Source organism: Polaromonas sp. AET17H-212 (genome assembly GCF_002379085.1).
Lineage (GTDB): Bacteria > Pseudomonadota > Gammaproteobacteria > Burkholderiales > Burkholderiaceae_C > Polaromonas.
This window is the reverse complement of record NZ_NBZW01000017.1, coordinates 34897-51979: the sequence shown is the minus strand read 5'-3', so window position 1 is coordinate 51979 and position 17083 is coordinate 34897. Positions and strand designations below refer to the sequence as shown.

The 17083-nt window shown below is 57.7% G+C and carries 21 protein-coding genes; 8 read left to right on the top strand and 13 right to left on the bottom strand.

The genetic code is table 11. From position 1 onward, the window contains the following. Positions 1-89: 89 nt before the first annotated feature. A complete protein-coding gene (locus tag B7G53_RS23385; protein ID WP_096668717.1) occupies positions 90-335 on the bottom strand; it encodes a zf-HC2 domain-containing protein in 246 nt (81 codons plus the stop codon). A gap of 5 nt (positions 336-340) precedes the next feature. Next, a complete protein-coding gene (locus B7G53_RS14070; RefSeq protein WP_141396342.1) occupies positions 341-979 on the bottom strand; it encodes a sigma-70 family RNA polymerase sigma factor in 639 nt (212 codons plus the stop codon). A 203-nt stretch (positions 980-1182) separates the two neighbouring features. On the opposite strand from B7G53_RS14070, the gene B7G53_RS14065 reads away from it, so the two are divergent. After that, positions 1183-1527, top strand: coding sequence for a DUF4148 domain-containing protein (locus B7G53_RS14065; RefSeq protein WP_369680283.1), 345 nt, complete (start codon positions 1183-1185; stop codon positions 1525-1527). A gap of 137 nt (positions 1528-1664) precedes the next feature. On the opposite strand, the gene B7G53_RS14060 is transcribed toward B7G53_RS14065, so the two are convergent. Genes B7G53_RS14060 through B7G53_RS14040 form a run of 6 tightly spaced genes read right to left on the bottom strand, consistent with a single transcriptional unit; the run spans position 1665 to position 7835 of the window. Beyond that, a complete protein-coding gene (locus tag B7G53_RS14060) occupies positions 1665-2780 on the bottom strand; it encodes an FAD-dependent oxidoreductase (protein WP_096668711.1) in 1116 nt (371 codons plus the stop codon). Next, positions 2777-2959 carry a hypothetical protein gene (locus B7G53_RS22530; protein WP_141396341.1) on the bottom strand — a complete coding sequence of 61 codons (183 nt, stop codon included), beginning with the start codon at positions 2957-2959 and terminating at the stop codon, positions 2777-2779. The genes B7G53_RS14060 and B7G53_RS22530 overlap by 4 nt, the downstream gene beginning before the upstream one ends. After that, on the bottom strand, positions 2956-3747 hold the full coding sequence (locus B7G53_RS14055; protein ID WP_096668709.1) for a YiiX/YebB-like N1pC/P60 family cysteine hydrolase: 792 nt from the start codon (positions 3745-3747) through the stop codon (positions 2956-2958). Before B7G53_RS14055 ends, B7G53_RS22530 begins: the two co-directional genes overlap by 4 nt. 21 nt (positions 3748-3768) lie before the next feature. Next, a complete protein-coding gene (locus B7G53_RS14050; RefSeq protein WP_217992617.1) occupies positions 3769-4611 on the bottom strand; it encodes a DUF547 domain-containing protein in 843 nt (280 codons plus the stop codon). Further along, entirely contained in the window at positions 4608-5678 is a 1071-nt protein-coding gene (locus B7G53_RS14045) for a hypothetical protein (protein ID WP_096668706.1), read from the bottom strand. Before B7G53_RS14045 ends, B7G53_RS14050 begins: the two co-directional genes overlap by 4 nt. A 9-nt stretch (positions 5679-5687) precedes the next feature. After that, positions 5688-7835, bottom strand: coding sequence for an FAD-dependent oxidoreductase (locus B7G53_RS14040; RefSeq protein ID WP_096668704.1), 2148 nt, complete (start codon positions 7833-7835; stop codon positions 5688-5690). A gap of 324 nt (positions 7836-8159) precedes the next feature. Between B7G53_RS14040 and B7G53_RS14035 the strand changes: the two genes are divergently transcribed. The 4 genes from B7G53_RS14035 (at position 8160) to B7G53_RS14020 (ending at position 10645) form a co-directional block, all read left to right on the top strand. Then, positions 8160-8708, top strand: coding sequence for a DoxX family protein (locus tag B7G53_RS14035; protein ID WP_096668702.1), 549 nt, complete (start codon positions 8160-8162; stop codon positions 8706-8708). Between the two features lie 163 nt (positions 8709-8871). Further along, positions 8872-9123 carry a hypothetical protein gene (locus B7G53_RS14030; RefSeq protein ID WP_141396340.1) on the top strand — a complete coding sequence of 84 codons (252 nt, stop codon included), beginning with the start codon at positions 8872-8874 and terminating at the stop codon, positions 9121-9123. 287 nt (positions 9124-9410) lie between these two features. Further along, positions 9411-10118 carry a DUF6969 family protein gene (locus B7G53_RS14025; protein WP_141396339.1) on the top strand — a complete coding sequence of 236 codons (708 nt, stop codon included), beginning with the start codon at positions 9411-9413 and terminating at the stop codon, positions 10116-10118. Positions 10119-10345: 227 nt separating this feature from the next. Then, entirely contained in the window at positions 10346-10645 is a 300-nt protein-coding gene (locus B7G53_RS14020; protein WP_255250017.1) for a DUF302 domain-containing protein, read from the top strand. 141 nt (positions 10646-10786) lie between these two features. On the opposite strand, the gene B7G53_RS14015 is transcribed toward B7G53_RS14020, so the two are convergent. The 5 genes from B7G53_RS14015 to arsS form a co-directional block, all read right to left on the bottom strand. Beyond that, positions 10787-11149 (bottom strand): thioredoxin domain-containing protein, encoded by a 363-nt coding sequence (locus tag B7G53_RS14015; protein ID WP_096668694.1) that lies wholly within the window; start codon positions 11147-11149, stop codon positions 10787-10789. Between the two features lie 122 nt (positions 11150-11271). Beyond that, complete coding sequence (locus tag B7G53_RS14010) at positions 11272-11973, bottom strand: haloacid dehalogenase type II (RefSeq protein WP_176491368.1); 702 nt, start codon at positions 11971-11973, stop codon at positions 11272-11274. Continuing rightward, the gene (locus tag B7G53_RS14005; protein WP_096668690.1) at positions 11973-12953 is read right to left on the bottom strand and encodes a hypothetical protein; all 981 of its coding nucleotides are present in this window, start codon (positions 12951-12953) and stop codon (positions 11973-11975) included. Before B7G53_RS14005 ends, B7G53_RS14010 begins: the two co-directional genes overlap by 1 nt. After that, on the bottom strand, positions 12950-14347 hold the full coding sequence (locus tag B7G53_RS14000; protein ID WP_217992616.1) for a hypothetical protein: 1398 nt from the start codon (positions 14345-14347) through the stop codon (positions 12950-12952). Before B7G53_RS14000 ends, B7G53_RS14005 begins: the two co-directional genes overlap by 4 nt. A gap of 14 nt (positions 14348-14361) precedes the next feature. Beyond that, positions 14362-15375: an arsenosugar biosynthesis radical SAM (seleno)protein ArsS gene (gene arsS / locus B7G53_RS13995; RefSeq protein WP_096668688.1), complete on the bottom strand. Its 1014-nt coding sequence runs from the start codon at positions 15373-15375 to the stop codon at positions 14362-14364. A gap of 201 nt (positions 15376-15576) precedes the next feature. Between arsS and B7G53_RS13990 the strand changes: the two genes are divergently transcribed. The 3 genes from B7G53_RS13990 to B7G53_RS13980 are packed head-to-tail and all read left to right on the top strand — an operon-like array spanning position 15577 to position 16958. Further along, positions 15577-16038 carry a hypothetical protein gene (locus B7G53_RS13990; RefSeq protein ID WP_141396338.1) on the top strand — a complete coding sequence of 154 codons (462 nt, stop codon included), beginning with the start codon at positions 15577-15579 and terminating at the stop codon, positions 16036-16038. Between the two features lie 11 nt (positions 16039-16049). Continuing rightward, positions 16050-16328: a nitrate/nitrite transporter NrtS gene (gene nrtS, locus B7G53_RS13985; RefSeq protein WP_176491367.1), complete on the top strand. Its 279-nt coding sequence runs from the start codon at positions 16050-16052 to the stop codon at positions 16326-16328. Next, complete coding sequence (locus tag B7G53_RS13980) at positions 16329-16958, top strand: sigma-70 family RNA polymerase sigma factor (RefSeq protein WP_096668684.1); 630 nt, start codon at positions 16329-16331, stop codon at positions 16956-16958. Positions 16959-17083: the final 125 nt, after the last annotated feature.

Here is a 17083-nt window from a genome sequence, read left to right as displayed (position 1 = left end):
TTTGACGTGTTCACGAACATCGATGCCAACGCGACGATGAACGCCATTTGAAGAGTGGCTTTCTTGGGACGCTTGCCGTGGATTGAACTCTATTGCGTTTCGGAACCCCGAGGCCTTCCGGCAAGATCTTTATCTTCTTCCGGAGCGTTTCCAGAAGCTTGACTTGATGAGAAGAGATCGGCAATGAGTGAATGGACTGCCGTCAACTGGTTATCTATATGGCGGCAGTTGTTGCACATGGAGAGATGTGCACGCAGACGAAGACGGTCAACCAATCCAAGAGGTTCGTCCAAGCGCTGGGACAGAAGTTCTGCCACCTTTTTGCAAGAATACATTCCGTTCATACTGCCGTCCTTTTCCCAATCCAATCGCGCTGCATGCAGTCGCGGAGTGCCATGCGCGCCCGGTGCAGAATCTTCCTGCAATTTTCTGCGCTGATGCCGGTCCGGTCACAAATTTCAGAGTTCTCAAAGCCAAGCCATTCGCGCATCATGAAAACATGGCCAGTCTGACGTGGCAGGTAGCTCACACAGCTTTCGAGCACGGTCATCATCTGGCGCTGCTCAAGCTGATTTTCTGGCTGTTGCCAGGCCGGGACCGGATCGGCATAGGACTCATTTTGGTCATAGATGGCATCGACAGAGCGTTCGAGCTCGCCATCGTCAGATGTAAATTGCACCATGCGGCGCCGATTGGGTGATCGATACCAGTCGGCAACCTTGTTTTTCAGGATTGCCGTCGCCCAGGTGATGAGGGAGGCAACTCCCCGATGACTGGCGTGCTGTTCGACGACGGCCATCAAAGTGTCCTGCACCAGGTCCTCTGCCAAGCTGGCGTCATGCAATGCGAAACGAGCATGGCGCAAGAGGCGCTGTCGCAGGACTGGCAGTTGTGTCTCCAGATCCACATCGGCGTCAGGTGCGGGAATTCCTGGGTGTGTGGGCGCCCGGGCAACCATCTCTTCTTTTAGTCGAGCCATCTTTATCTCCTGCGTCAAGGCGCTGTTGATGTTACGAACGCTGTATGGTCTGTTTGTTAGACGACAAACCTCCACCTTGCCTTACATCCGCCGACAGGATCTTCTTCTGAAGTTTCCTGAAATCCCCTGTTGTTTTAAAGGTTTTTGTCTGGTCTTGTCACGTTTTCCTGATTTGGTCCGACCAAGGTTGTGACTGTGACGCTATGAGCGCTGCAGTTCATTTAAATCTTCAGTTCAACCTCACAAAGGAAATCATCATGAAATCAAATCGCATCTTTGCAGTCGCTGCATTGGCGGTCCTCTTCTCAGCCGGGGTCCAGGCAGACGATGCCGTAGCGCCTGAATACACCAAGGCATTCCAGAGCAGCCGGGTGCGCGCTGAAGTCGTGGCCGAGGCTGCTCAAGCGATGCGCAAGCGCAGCAATGAGCCGGCTGGATCCCGCGTGTCGCCGATCCGTTCAAGTCTGGACCGTGCAGCTGTGCGAGCGCAAACCGCCCAAGCCCTTCGCCTTGGCCAAATCCCGTCCGGTGAAGCCAGCGCGATCTAAGCGCAATGGCACCCAATGTTGGCGACACACTCCGTTCGAGTGTGTCGCTGACAAAATCGGCTAGGCGTCCGGTGCTTCGGTCCTGGTCCTATTAGCGCGAAAGCGTCACCTTTTCGTTGACGCGTACTTCGCCATGTTCAGGCGTCCGTACCAAAGCGGCGCATAAAGCCCCGGTCAATTCGGTCTTTCCAGTACCAGACCCACGCACCACCCCAAGCCCAAGGACCCCACGAGGCGATGGCATATCGATTCCCTGTGCTGATGAGATAGAGCGCCCGTGTTTGAGGTGTCCAGCGGCGGGGTAACCGCCCTTCGCAAACCGCTCTCAGGTTGTCGGCCAGCACCGGGCCCGCCTTGACCGCGAACACCCCGGACTTCGGCCTGTTGTCCGCATAGGCTGCCACGTCGCCCGCGGCAAAGATCTGCGGGTGGGACACGCTTTGCAGAGTGGGCCCAACACGGATGAACCCACGCTCATTGGTGGCCAGGCCGCTAGCGCGAACCCAGGTGGGTGCAGCGGCGCCGGTAACGACAAAGCAAGCATCGAAGCCAAGCGGGAGCCCTTGTTCGAAGTTGATATGGTCAGTGGAGATTTCTACTGCCCGACGCTCCGCTTGCCATGCCACGCCACGTTGCATAAGCAAGTTGGCCGCCTGTTGACGCTGCCGCACTGGCCCCCCGTCCAACGGAAGCGCTCCCGAGCCGACGAGGGTGATACGCAGATGTGACCATCCGTCAACCATGGCGCGATACTGAATGGCGAATGCCAGTTCCACACCAGCAGCACCTGCACCCAGGATCACAAGATCGAAACGTCGGCAACGGCTGAGCATTCGGTCCACGATACCTGGCCAGGCCGACACGAATTCCTCGATAGGCCGAATCGGCAGCGCATGTTCGAGGCTGCCTGGCAACTGGTCGATGGCCGGCAGCGAACCGGTGTCGATGGACAGCAGATCGAAACGCAGGCGGGTGCCATCTGAGCACGAGATTTCGTTGATGGCTGGGGAGACTCCCGCTCCGGTGGTTTCGTGAAACGCGACGCGAGCATCTGCCGCGAGGGTGTTGAGATTGATAGCACATGACTCGATCGGGTAGTGTCCCGCCACCCAGCCCGGTAGCATGCCCGAGTAGATCTGGCGCCGATACGGTGACACAAGGTGGACATCCCATCCGACCAGTGGCCGCCTAGCCAGTTCGGCCAGCACCTTGACATGTGCGTGTCCACCACCGAGCAACACGAGCCGCTTCATACGGACGTACCTGGCTCGATGGCGCCCAAGCGTGCCAGATCGGCAGATGCATCCACCCCCCACAATGCCTGGTTGCCGCCATTCACAATTGTCTGAAGTGCGCCCCGGTTATGCAAACGCCGGGTTGGCGATTCGGCTTCATCGAGCACCGATACGATGATGCAAAGCGTCAGTCTCATGCGAACTCCTTGTTCGCGTCTTCGTTCCACGTCAGCTGACGATGATCAAAATTCATCGCCAGCATGGGCTTGATCACGCAGAAGTATGGCGAGACGTCGAAATCACGCGGCACGAACAGGCTGTGGTGGCGTACCCACAGGATTTCGTCCATGCAGCCGAGGCACGTCGGATCTTTGGACGGCACGGTTTCGATGAGCGGCAGAATGGGGTAGCGCACGGACTGGAAGGCTTGGGCAATCAGAGTAGAGCAGATGGCCCGAGTGGGATCCCCGCTGCCAAGTGCCAGCATGCGGCGGCGCCATCGCACCGGAACGGGCGGCGTCGGCAAGAGATAGCGCGCCAAGTCAAACACATTCTTCAGATCGTAGCGGTGGCCCAGGCGAGCCAGCACGAAGTGAATCAAGGCATTGATCTCAACGTCATTCAGTCCAATTGGCCGGCACACACGGCAATGCAAACCTGTGAATTCCGCCACGCTGACGACCCGCACACCTTCGCGGATGTCCGCCTCCAGAAAGCAGCGAGGCTGACCCAGTCCATCGACGAGCCCGCTGGCGTTGCCTACGTACAGTGCGGCGTGCGACCAAGTCGACTGGGTCAGGTACTTGATCGCAACGCTGACGCGGGTCTGCCCTTCGATCAGCACAACGTCACCTGGTTTCAGGCAGGCCATCAGCATGACCGGATCTGTAGGCACGGCCAAGCTTCGCGTAGGATGGGTTTGGCTCAGGTAGCGACTTAGCCGGTCGCCGATCCACCCGAAAATGCTGTCGATGATGGCTGTCATGGGTGTTCGTTCCGTTTACGCTCAGCGAACATCATTGAGCGCCCAGTCGTAGTTTAGAAAGGCCAGCTTATAGCGGCCCGCGCGAACGTCGCCCTGTGTTTGCGGTGTGTTGGCCAGTGAATCAGCGTGCCGGGCGAACACCGCCTGCAGTGAATCGTAACCCTTGTGTCCCTGCTCGAAATCCCTGCGGTACCAGTCGAAGATCTTCGAAACAGCGAGCGTGCCGGTGGTACCATCGAAGCGGTTGCGGGAACGATCGGACAGAAAGCGCCGCAAGGCATCGTCAAGCTGGGCGTCAAGCCGTTCGGCCACAAACGCCTCATTGCGCAGCATCGGGCAGCCGATCGAGGCGCAGACCATGGCCGCGTGAATGCGCGGGTCGTCAAAAATGCCTGGCGCGCGAATCATCCCATGCTCGAGCTCATCGAGTGATCGCTCCTGTTCCAACAAGCGGAAAAACTTCTTCTTCCAGGGGCTCTGCAGCAGACCACCCAAATCCCTGATCGATTGAAGGTCTGGATACCGCGTGAGAACCAGTTCGACGGTGTAGGCGTTGTAGGCATTGGCCAGAAATGCCAGTTGTTGGGGACCAGTCCAAGCACCATATTCCCGGGTCGATACGGCAGAAAGGCTGGCCAAGTAAGCACGTAGCTCATTGCGTCGGGCTTGCAGGCCGGCATACCTCAGGGTTGATGCGTTTCCGCCGGGCGCCACCACAACATGCTGCTTGAGCAAGGCGTCCCAGTCCCGGTGGCCGTGGTCGAACGCAGCATGGACTGCCGGAGCATGGAAACCAGCCAGCAGAAGCAGAGGCAGAGCGGTGAGCAGGGCACGTCGCCCCGGTACGTTCAATCGCTTGGTCACGATTGCTCCCTTTTGATGGGAAAACCGATGAAACGGTAAAAAAATGCCCCGTCTATCAAAGGTCTTGAGCGGGTGACGTGCTCGATGAGGCCGAACTGCATCAGACGATGCAGCAGTATCCACGCATCATGTCTTGTGACGCCATGTTGTTTCACCAGAAGATCTGCCGCTTCGGCTCCGATCCAGCAACGGTGATAAGTTTTGCCCAAATAACTTCTGTCGGCCACTGGAACACCACGGGGCCCACGCAACCCGTCGAAGATCAGGCCCAGATGCAATTGATCCGCCAGCTCAGAAACAGCGAGGTGATAAAACAGGCGATCATCGAGAAAAGGGTGGTCACCCGTGACATGGGCGATCAATCCCAAAGCCAGGAGTGCCTGGCCAATCGCCAGTGCCTCTTTGCGTGATCGCTTGAATTTTTCACCTAGCCAGATGACTGCGTCAGATCCGACAAAACAATGTGAGTATGTCTTTAGATGGTAGGTCCGATCAACGATATTCAGCGACTCGCCAAGCAGTGTTGCCACATGCTCGGCGCCCAAACCCGTGAGGGACCGAATAACGGCGCGCGGTGTAGGAACACTTGTGACCTCGATCATCGGTCGCGCGTATATCACCAGTTCACCTGATGATATACGAGGCAGTGAGAATACGTTCGCAACGGCATCGACGGCTTTGCGCAGTGAACCTTTGCCGTTTTGCACCTCCAGATCGCACAGAAGATCAGCAAAACCGAGTGCTTTCGCCCATCGGACGTCGCCTTCGCTCACGTGGCCGCCAGCTAGCCGCGTGAGAAAAATTTGCTGACGGGCTAGGGTGGCCGGAAGCAAGGCCTCCAATTGGGGCAGTGTGTGCGATTGCGATTCATCCGTATGCGAAATATCGACGAAGGCCACCATGGCGGGCAGGTCAGCTAGGCTGTGGAGTGCGGCAACGTACTCGTCCTTTCCCTTCGGAAATGCGAGCGGAACCACCCGCATGGCCATCAGGGCGGTTCGTAGCGCACTGTGTCCTGCGCCGGGCGGCAGGTCAAGATAGACGGTGGGGTTTGAGGTACGGATCATGATGTGTCTTCAGGTACGTCGCCAGGCATGGAAGCGCTCGACCCAAGCCAGCAACTTTCGCGGCGCGTGGGCGCGCTTCCAGTTGCCGGCAACATACTTGTTGGCCTCGGCCAACGTCGGGTAGGTATGGATGGTGCCGAGGATCTTGTTCAGACCAATGCCATGCTTCATGGCCAGTACCCACTCGGCCAGCAGGTCGCCAGCATGCGCACCGGCTATGGTGACGCCGAGTATGCGGTCTTTGCCGGGCACGGTCAGAACTTTCACAAAGCCGTGCGCCTCATTGTCTGCAATGGCTCGATCAAGATCATCCAGGCCATAAATCGTGACCTCATATGCCACGCCTTTTTCCTTGGCCTCGAGTTCATTGAGGCCGACGCGAGCCACTTCGGGTTCGACAAAGGTAGCCCACGGAATAACGCGGTAGTCAGCCCGAAATTTCTTGAACGGATCGAACAGGGCGTTGACGGCTGCGTACCATGCCTGATGGGCGGCGGTGTGGGTGAACTGGTAGGGACCAGCCACGTCGCCGGCGGCATAGATGTTGGGGAAATTTGTCTGCAGGTAGCCATTGACCTCCACTGTGCGTCCGGTCGTGACGCCGAGCTCCTTCAGCCCATAGCCTTCGAGGTTGGCCACGCGACCCACAGCCACCAGCAGGCTGTCAAAGGGAATACGAATTTCCTCGCCGCGGTATGTCGCGACAAGTTGTTTCTCGCCGTTAAGCACTTCGACCCGTTCTGCCTTGTGTTCGACCAGCACATTGATGCCTTCCGCGTGGAAACGGGCGGTAACCAGATCCGACACTTCCGGGTCCTCGCGAAGCAGGATGCGCGCTGCCATCTCAACTTGCGTCACTTTGGAACCGAGGCGAGCGAACGTCTGTGTCAGCTCGCTGCCGATCGGACCGCCTCCCAGAACGACCAGCCGTTCGGGAAGCTGGCGCAGATTCCAGACGTTGTCGGAGGTCAACACTTCGACCAGGTCAATGCCGGGGATCTGCGGCACAAACGGCCGGGCGCCGGCCGCGATAACAATCGCGCGCGTGGTCAGACGCTGCCTTCGACCGTCAAGGTGGGTGATTTCCACCTCCCAGGGCGAAATGATTTGCGCCGACCCTTGGGCCACATCCACGCCGAGATTGGTGTAACGCTCCACCGAGTCGTGTGGTTCGATCTCCTTGATCACGCGCTGCACGCGCTCCATGACCTCGCGGAAGTCGAAGTCGGCGATGGCTGAGCGCATGCCGAACTCCCGGGCGCGCTGAACGTGGGACAGAAACTTGGCAGATCGGATTAGCGCCTTGGACGGGACACAACCGGTATTCAAACAGTCGCCGCCCATAGCGTGCTTTTCGACCAGGGTAACTTTAGCCTTGATTGCTGCGGCGATGTAAGCCGTGACAAGGCCTGCCGAGCCTCCTCCGATAACCACCAGGTTGCGGTCAAAGCTCTTAGGCCGTGGCCAATGGGCATAGACTTTTCGAGCCTGAAAGATGTCGGTCAGTTTTTTTGCGACGATTGGGAAAATCCCCAACAATGCCAACGAGCCAAGCACACCGGGCGAGACGACGCCCGAAAGCGATTCGACGCGTGCCAACTGTGTGCCGGCGTTGACGTAAACCAGCGTACCGGCAAGCATGCCGACCTGGCTGACCCAGTAGAAGGTCCAGGTGCGCAGGGCTGTAACGCCCATGGCCAGGTTGATCACAAAAAACGGCAAAACTGGCACCAGGCGCAGCGTGAACAGATAGAAGCCGCCATCTTTGGCGATTCCTGCATTGAGCGCGGCAAGGCGTTCGCCGAAGCGCGACTGTACCCAGCAGCCCAGCAGCCAGCGCGAAGCCAGGAAGGCTAGCGTCGCGCCAATCGTGGAGGCAAAGGAAACAATTAATGCGCCCCAGCCGAGGCCGAACAATGCCCCAGCAGCCAGTGTCATCACCGCAGCCCCAGGCAGCGACAGCGCCGCAGCAGTCACATAAGCCACAAAGAACAAGACCGCGGCCAGCAATGGCTGTCCGGCTCTCCAGGACTGCAGATCCGATTGGCTGGCCTTGATGGTGCTCAGGCTGAGAAAGCGTTCGAGGTCGAACGCAAAAAATAGGCTCAGCAGCAAGGCCAAAACCACCAGTAACCACCAACGCTTGTTTGGACGCATCTCAAGAGCCTTTTTTTTTGCGGCAAGACAATCGCCTATTTGCCAATGTATAGACGTATTTCGGGGGGATTTCTTACACGTAGTAACGACGGTAGTTCCTGTAAGGAACCCTGCGGTCACCCGTCTAAATCGACGTGTAAACCTCGGCGAATCCAGGAAGCCCAAATACGTATCGGGCTACCTGATTTTCCGATTTCATTGATTCCGAAGGGAATTGTTCGACTGACCTGTAAGGCCGCGGCCGCAGCCATCGTCTATTAGCCACGAGAGTCGCGATCTACTCGGTTTCTCGTAGTTACTTCATCTACCCCGGAGACTGTCCTCATGAACACCACCGCTTCACGCGCGACCTCGGCATCGGCGGGCGCTGCACAAATCAATGCCTCCTCTCTGACGCGTATCGTTGATACCGCGACAAGCGTATTCGAACGCATCCCGAATACCTTTGTCGCTTTCATCGCTCGATTTTCGATTGCCGCGGTGTTCTGGAATTCGGGGCAGACCAAGATTGAAGGGCTTGTGATCAACCTCGTCACCGGTGAGTTCTCCATTGGCTGGCCTCGACTATCGGATTCGGCCGTGGCGTTGTTCCAGGACGAATACAGGTTGCCACTCGTTCCGCCCGAACTCGCTGCACCCATGGCAGCTTTCGCAGAACACCTGCTTCCGCTGCTGATTCTGGTCGGTCTGGGTACGCGTTTTTCTGCCCTGGCGTTGCTGGGTATGACGCTGGTGATTCAGGTCTTTGTCTACCCCGGTGCCTATGCGACTCACGGGACCTGGGCCGCGGTGCTTCTTTATCTGATAGCGCGTGGTCCAGGCGCGCTTTCCCTGGACCACTGGCTGGCGTCTCGCCGGGCGCAGGCCCATTGATGGCGGCGCATCGCGCACTGCTGTTCCGTGGCTGTGCATACCCGCATGGCTGCTCCCCAACCAAGCCTCGGATCGTGCTCTGCATGAGCCGAGCTTACCCGCACCGCTGCACTCGCTCGGTGGCAGTTCTGACACGTTTTCCATCAACCCACCGGAGATATCCATGAGCAATCTTTCATCCACCCTTGGCAAAGTCTTGGCCTCGGCCGTCGTAACGGCCGCAGCCATGGGCGGCAACGTCATCGCCGCTACGTGCGCCGGCGCCAAGTGTGGGCCGAAGCAATCAGCCACGAAGTGCGGCGCCTGCAAGGCAAGCGGAGATAAAACCAAGGCGACGACCAAAGCCAAAGCCAAAGCCAAGGCGAAGTGCGGTGCATGCAAAGCAAAGTGCGGCGCCTGCGCGGCAAAAAAATAAGCAACTTTCAACACTACACGTATAGGAGCTAACCATGAAATCTCTTTCTTCGACATTGACTCGAACCCTTGCAACAGCAGTGGTGACTGCTGCCGCCCTGGGTGGCTGTGCGATGACATGCGGAGCGAAGAAGTGCGGCGCCGGCGGAATGATGCAGAAGTGCGGGGCCTGCAAAGGCAAGTGCGGCGCTTGCAAGGCCAAATGTGGGGCCTGTGCAGTCAAGAAGTAGTTGACTGTTGTCGCCTCATATTCCCGCTTGCGAGGGCAGCGATACCCGGCGTTCCCCTATGAAAGCATTCGTGTCATTCCAGCGCCATTGGAGCGGCGCTTCGGATACCCAGTTCGTCAACGCATTAAACAGCGCGCGTGACAGCGTATCGGCGTTCGCAGAGGTCACGTCGGCGTCGGGGTCCCTGCTTCAAAGCTGGATTGGGGGGCGCGAAGTTGTCGAATTTGACCACTACCCACCAGATGACGTGGTTGACCTGCGGCATGGGTCGCAGTTCTACTATCATGCCCATCGCGACGGTGACCGTGAGCATGGCCATCTGCACCTGTTCTGTCATGCGACCGCATCAGGACGGCGCCGGTATTTCCGGCCCGGGCAATCCCGCTGGACCCGCACCGCACCGACCCACCTTTTTGCCATCTCGCTTGACGCGCGCGGTCTGCCGGTGGGACTGCTCACCGTCAATCGCTGGGTCACCGACGGACACTGGTTGGACGCGCCGACCATGATGTCGTTCGTGAACCGCTTCGTGGCAGAGGCTGTTGACGGGCATGAGCAGTCGTGTCGTTGGTTGACGGGGTTCGTGCGAATGTACCTGCCGCTGATTGAGGACTTGCTCGTCAGGCGGGATCGGCGGCTTGCCCGTCGATCGGACCTTGAAAAAGCCCTCAACGACCATCAGATTGAAGTGTTGAGTCTGACGCCTATTGACTGGGCGGCCGATCTCGATACCCTGGAAGCCGAGGCGTTTGTGCGCGGTCTCTGACACGCATTGTGGGGTGCTCAGATTTGCGCAGTTTTTGGTCATCTGAGCCCACGCCACGTAAGCGTGGCAAGTAGTCAAAGCTTGCTTCCGGCATCATCATTTATAACGTTTCACACAAAAGCTGCACCATGAGGCTTCGCTCCCTACCCGTTGTGCTGGCGTGACTGTTCGCTCCATTGATCGCCGTAGCCGCTGATGGGCGGATTGCGAAACAAAAGGGCTTAAGCGTGTTTGCCCGTATTGATCACTCAAGGGGCGCGTCGAAGGTCGGGAAGACCCTGCGATCGACGGAACTGTTAATTTTCGGAAATCCCCAAGACGGAACACGATTCATCGAATGTGCGCAATCCGTCGGCATTGACCTGCCTCTGAAAGCGCTCGTATGGCAAGACGCCTCGGCGCAGGTTTGGCTCGGCTACAACGATTCAGCTTATATCGCCAAGCGGCACGGCGTGGCAACGTGTGCCGCGGCAGGGAACCTGGCGAAAGCCTTGCAGAGCATGGCCCAAGCTGCTGTGGCACCGTGAGTCCGTTTCGCCAGATAATCGAAGAGGCGGTCAAGTCGCTTCACGGGCAGCAGCCTAGGTTTCGGAATAGCTGAATGGCGTAGGGGCTGCCCAGGCTTTGCACATTCTGTGCCTGCGGCATCCGAAAATCTTGATGCTTCGTCAGCAGGTTCGTAGCCGCTCCGCGAACGCGTCTATCGCGGGGCCTGCTGCGGGCCAGCGTGCGTCTGGCGGTGCGTTGAGTATCGTGGCGCGCAACAAACTTCGCATGGCCTCAGGATGTGGAGTCAGCGGACCGGCAAAACGCACATTGTCTTGGTCCGCAATGATGATTGTTGGAAACGTTTCAACATCAACATCTCCGACGAGTTCGACTTCGTCTTCGATGTCGATCCAGTGCATCCGCAGCGCCGTGCCTTTTGAAGCGAGATCGGCTACCTCACGCTCTAGAACGAGCGCATAGGCTTCGCACAGGCGGCACCACGCCGCGCAGAGGCAGGCGAGATGGATGGTTTGCGATGTCATCGGCCGGAATGCCCACGGGGATGCCGGTGAGCTAGGCGGTATACGTCGGCAACATTTTTTCGCCCTGAGCCGACGCGAACCGGTGGCATAGTCGCTTTTCCCATGCGATCGACGGGGCCTCTCTATGAACTGGTGAGCACGCTGCGCTGCAGCGCTTCGAACCCGTCTTCGACGAAGTCATAGGCCATATTCGGCTCTGGATCGGGTGGTCCCTTGGGACCCCATTCGTCGGGTCGTCGAACGAAGGCGGTACGAAACCCGGCTTTGTGCGCCGCATTTAGATCGAAATTGTGGCAAGCAACCATCAGTATCTGCGCGGGTTCAAGTGCCATCCAACGCGCAGCCGTGGCATAAGCCTGTGCATGCGGTTTGTAGATGCCGATCATTTCGCAGGAGATCACTGCGTCCCAGACGATACCGTTGCGACGCGACACATCAACCACTAACGATGTCGGGAGCATCGTGAAAGAGACTACGGGAAACGATTTTCGCAACGCTGCCTGCGCCCCCGGAAAGTCGGGCCATGTATCTAGTTCATGCCACGTTCGCCAAAGCTGATCACGCTGGGCCTGTGTGAAGGCCTGCAAACCGAAATGCGCCAAAGTTTCGTCCAGTGTGCGGCGATGAATATCGTCCATATTGAACGTTGGCTGGGTCTGCCCGGTGATGCTTTTCATGGCGCGGCGGCGCCAGTCATTAACAATGGTATGCCAGTCCAGATTCACGTTGTGGCTCGCGCCGAGGCGAGATAAGGCTGCGACCAGTCCACCATGCCAGTCCAGCACGGTGCCACCAGTGTCGAAGGCCAGTGCCTTGATATTCATCATATGTTCCTTGCAGGGCTATGGGCGGATGTGGCTCGTTGTGTCGGAGCGATTGCCCGACAGGGGGAGAAGCTCGGTCCCTTTGTCATGCGCTCAAAATAGGAAAGCCAGGCTGGCGAGCCAGGCGGCCATTGCATGAGGAATTCGCTGATCCAGCGTTCCGCATCGAAACGCACGGGTAGCAGTGCCACAAACGCACCGGCAATTTCGATCTCATGCAGAACCGGATGCGGTGATGGCGTGGTGGATATCCGCGTGCACAGGCCTGTCAGATCGCCGGCAAAGTTCGGCATGCCGGCGGAGCCATTGTTGACCACCCAGCCCTCGCGGTTTGAAGCTATATCGAAATGCCGCATAGCCGGCAAGCAGGTATGTGTGCTCGCGAACAAGTCAACGTCGGCACTTTCGAAAGCTGATCGAATCCATGGTGAGGCGTTCGGTTCGTCCAGCGCATTGATGTCAAATCGCCAGCCCGCGAGTGAGTCGGCATCACCGTGGACGATGCCAATACGGCAGTCAGCTACCTGGTAGCGCAGGTACATCGGCAATTGTGAAATGCGCTTGAGCAACGATTTATGGCGTCCTGCCGTCGTCTTCAGTTGGCGGTGGATCTGGTTTGACCGTTCGACGATCCCAGCGTCCACGCTAGATGGATAGGCGCAGCCACAGCCAGCGTCGTCAAGCAAGGCGTCCAGTTCGGCCTCCACATTGCCCAGAATGGCATCGTTGGCCAGCACGCGCAGATTAATCTCGGAGAAATCGCGATTAGCAACGTTGAACCAGTTGAAGTCACCGTTGAAGCACAGGGTGGGTGCCGAGGTCTCCGTTGCTGTCATTGCCTCAATGGCATCAAGCGCTGGAATGTTGCCATACAGTCCGCCAATGATGTAAAGAGTTTGTGCCTTGCGTGGTTCGGCTCGAGCGATGGCATCGGCGCCATAGCGATACCGCAGCGGGCAGATGCGGCCGGGTTCGCTCATACTGCGACTCCAGCGCGGCCAAGACGATAACGTGAGATAGCGAGAGGCAAAAAGAAGGCGACCGTGCAGAGCACCAAACCATAGAGATTGGTTCCCAGCAATACGCCATACTTTCCGCTACCGATGGCCCAGGTCGGTGGAATCAGGTCCAGTACTTGAAGCACGCCAAGGCCGATACCGATCCAGAAGGACAGGTGAAACGACAGGGGCGAATAGCCAACGCGCCCTGAAAACAGGAAGATCGGTGCCAGTCCGATGACCATGGTGCCGCTGATGGTGGTGGCTTTGAGAATGTCCGTTCCCGCGATCATGGGCAGGTTTCCGAGAAATGTAAAGCTCACCATCGTCAACGAACCGATAGTCATCGCCTTGGGCGAGGGCAAGCGCCCGGCCACCAGAGGGAGTTCACGTGCCACCAGCTTGGATAGCGAGGTGAAGGTGGAGTCAAGTGTCGATCCGGCCGAAGTCACCATCACCACGATCATCGCGAAAAAACCTGCCATGCCCAAGCCGCGAGCGACCGCCGCTGGCACATTTCCGCTTGGAGAGAGACCTTCCAGGCGCGCGTGCACACCAACGAGGCTGAACGCGAAGATGGCAAGGAAGCCTAGTACACCTGCCACGATAAATGCCCGGAGCATGGTTTTCTCGCGCGTGATGAAACCACGGTCCGTCAGAACCGGGTCGTGAAACGGATAGGACAGTGCTTGTAGCAGCGCCACCAGCAACAGGTCTACGCCGGAGTCCAGCGCAAATGTCCCTTGGGACAGTAGATCGCTCGGCGCGTGAGAAGGCAGAACATAGGCCAGAACAACGCCGAGAAACAGCATGAACACGACCGCCTGGATCACGTCGCTGAAGATCGAGCTGCGCAACCCGCCCTTGAGGCTGTAGAACAACACCGCCGCGGTGAACAACAGCGCCGAGCCGATGAAGCCGGCCGAGCCGCTCTCGCCATAATAGCCGCCCACCACGGCTGTATTGCTCCAGACTTCATTGAACAGCCGTATCAGGATGGCCAGCGAAAATGCCAGCGCAGCACCGCGTCCGTATTTACTGATGAGGAAGGGCACCATGCCTGTCGCACCCTGACGGGTACGCATACGGTAAATGACGACGCCCGCAACCGGAATTGACAGCCAGTAGGCGGCATAGGCCAATCCCCCGACGATGCCATAGGTAGCGCCCAGATTGGCTGCATTGGTGACCGATTTGGCGAAGATCCAGCTGATGAAGATGCTCATCATCAACGCCCATTCGGATGCGGGACGGCCATTCGCATCATGGCCGCTGAAAAAGCCGGCTTCGTCCTTCGAACGCGGTACGACCATGTACATCACGATGCCGAATGCCAGCAAAAATCCCCAGAAGAAAAATCCTTGCAGTCCTGTCACGTCGGCGCCCTCGATTAAATTGAAGATATTTGGTTGCTGTAGTCAAGTTCCAGCGTCTTGGCCGCATCCAGGGACCCACCGCAACTGGACCCTTGGCCGGCAGTACAGCCGAAACAGTGATCCGCGACCCGGATGGACTGGCCTTTCAGCCGGTCAGCGGTGATCTCGCTCAAGTGCAGGCGGGATTTTCCGGCGTTGCGGATAGGCAAGCCAAGCTGCTGGTTGAAGTCGCAGTCATATAGATGGCCTTCCCAATCCACGCTGACAAGGCTGCGGCACATCACCTGGTCGAGGTTGTCTTCACGATGCGCGTTGCGCAGGAGAGTCATATAGCTGTTGAACAAGCCTTTGGATACCAGCGTTGAACCAAAGCGCTGGATCGGCATGTTGGCCAGAGTGAACAAGTGGTTGAAGACGACGTCGAAATGCTTGGCGAAATGCAGCTTGTAGTCCCGCTCCAGCGTCTCCTGGTCAGGCGGCAGGCTGGCGCCTTGCGGGTTGTAGACGAGGTTCAACGTCAGACCGGTGTCGATCCGGCCGTAACCCAGGGCATTGAGCCGCTGCAAGCCCCGGATGCTGGCGTCGAAGGTCCCTTTGCCCCGCTGGCGATCGACATTGTCTTCAAGATAACACGGCATCGAAGCCACGACTTCTACACCGTGGTCGGCCAAAAACTCTGCCAGCCCTTCCTGTCCGGGCTCTTCGAGAATCGTCAGGTTGCAGCGATCGATGATCCGCACGCCTTGAGCGTGGGCAGCAACAATCAATGCGCGAAAGTGGCGATTCAGCTCCGGCGCCCCGCCAGTCAAATCCAAGGTCCGGATCTCCGGGTTTGCCTTCAGAAAAGCGAGGACGGCGTTAATGTTCTCGATCGACATTTCCTCGGTACGGTTTGGACCGGCGTTGACGTGGCAATGCAGACAACTCTGGTTGCAGCGGTACCCCAGGTTGACTTGGACAGTTTCAACGACGTGGCGCTTTAGCGCGGGGAAACTGGTGCGGATGAGAAGCGGAAGGGTGGCGTGCATGGGGGGTCCGTGGTATGGCTATGTTGTTAGACAGACTTCGATTGAAATTCTTACAGCCGATCCCTGTAAGAAATTGATATGTCGCCACGTCTAATTTTATTAGGGCTGGTATTACGGCACGCCGGCCCCACGAAACTGAAGATCACAGATGAAATTTTCGTGACGTTTGGAATACTTAAGTTCATCAGGAGATTCGTTCCCATGGCTCTCGAAAAGCGCATATTGCTGGCTCGCCCTCATGCATTTATTGTCAGTGAGATGCGCCCATTTCTGGTCGAAACGGGTTATTCACCTGTACGGGTGGAAAGTCTCTCGCAACTCAGTCAGGAGTTGCGAGGCTCTCTGAATGGCGCCATTCTTTCCACAGCGGTCACGTCGTCCGTGGATGCTGACGTAGCGACAGTTTTCAGATTGATCCGCCAAGCGCATCCTCACCTGCCGGTGGTTTTCGCGGGGATGGCAAGCTTCGACACAATGAAGGTGATCACAGAACGAGCGGTTCATGGCCTCGTATCTGCGCCGACAATCTCAAGTCCGCGAGACTACCGTGCTGTGAGCGCTTCTACCAGATCATCGAGCTTTCTGGTCCTACGCAAGGAGGACCTGCAACCGGGCGATTCACATAGCGCCGCGATCAAGGCGCTGCGCGCATATTTCAGTTGATAATTTCCGACATGTCCATTAGCCAACCTACCATCGCTCCTGAGTCCACAGATCCTGGACCATCGCGTACCCCACTGGTGCGATTGTTGTCGCGGCGGAGAATTATCGTTCCCGCGCTGAAGGTCGCTCTGGTCGTGGGGGGCATCCTCAACTTGATCAACAATGGTGCGCAGCTCTGGAACCAGCACAGTATCAACCTGTGGCAGGTGGGGTTGAATTTTGTGGTGCCCTTCTGTGTGTCAAGCTATAGCGCGGCCCGCAATGAGTCGCGACGTCAGCGAGGCGATTGAATGATCCCTAGCGCGGCAATCACATCCATACAGACATCCGGATCTGTGCGTTCTATCGGCGCAGATGAGTTGCTGAAGTTACGTGCTGACATGATGCGTTTTGCGCACCTCCAATTACGCAATTCAGAGAGCGCCGAGGACTTGGTTCAGGAATCGATTGAAGCGGCCCTTCGGCACTCGGATTCATTCGCTGGCCAATCTACGCTAAAGACTTGGGTATTTGCGATCCTTCGCAATCGCATCATTGATCACCTTCGGCAGGCTGGACGGACGGTTGCCATGTCCACGCTGGTCGAAGACGGGGAGGACTGGCAAGAACGTCTGGAAACTCTATTCAACGAACGCGGGGGCTGGCGTGATGGCCCCAGGCCGATTACCTGGCCGACCCCTGAGGAGTCGATGGAGACGCGGCAGTTCTGGAAGGTGTTCGAAGCCTGCCTCGAGCACCTTCCCGCGAATACCGGTCGCGTATTTATGATGCGCGAGTTCCTGGGGTTCGAGTCTGTCGAGATTTGCTCTCAACTGGGAATTTCAACGAGCAATTGTCATGTTATTTTGCATAGAGCCCGGCTGAAGCTTCGGGGGTGCATGGACGCTGGTTGGGCACGACCGAAAGGATCATTATGCTGAGCTGCAAAGAAGTCACGGAGGTTTGTTCCCGTGAACTTGAACTCCCGCTGGAGCTAGGGGAAAAAATTTCGCTCCGGATGCACCTGATGATGTGCACAGGTTGCACGAACTATCGCAAGCAGATG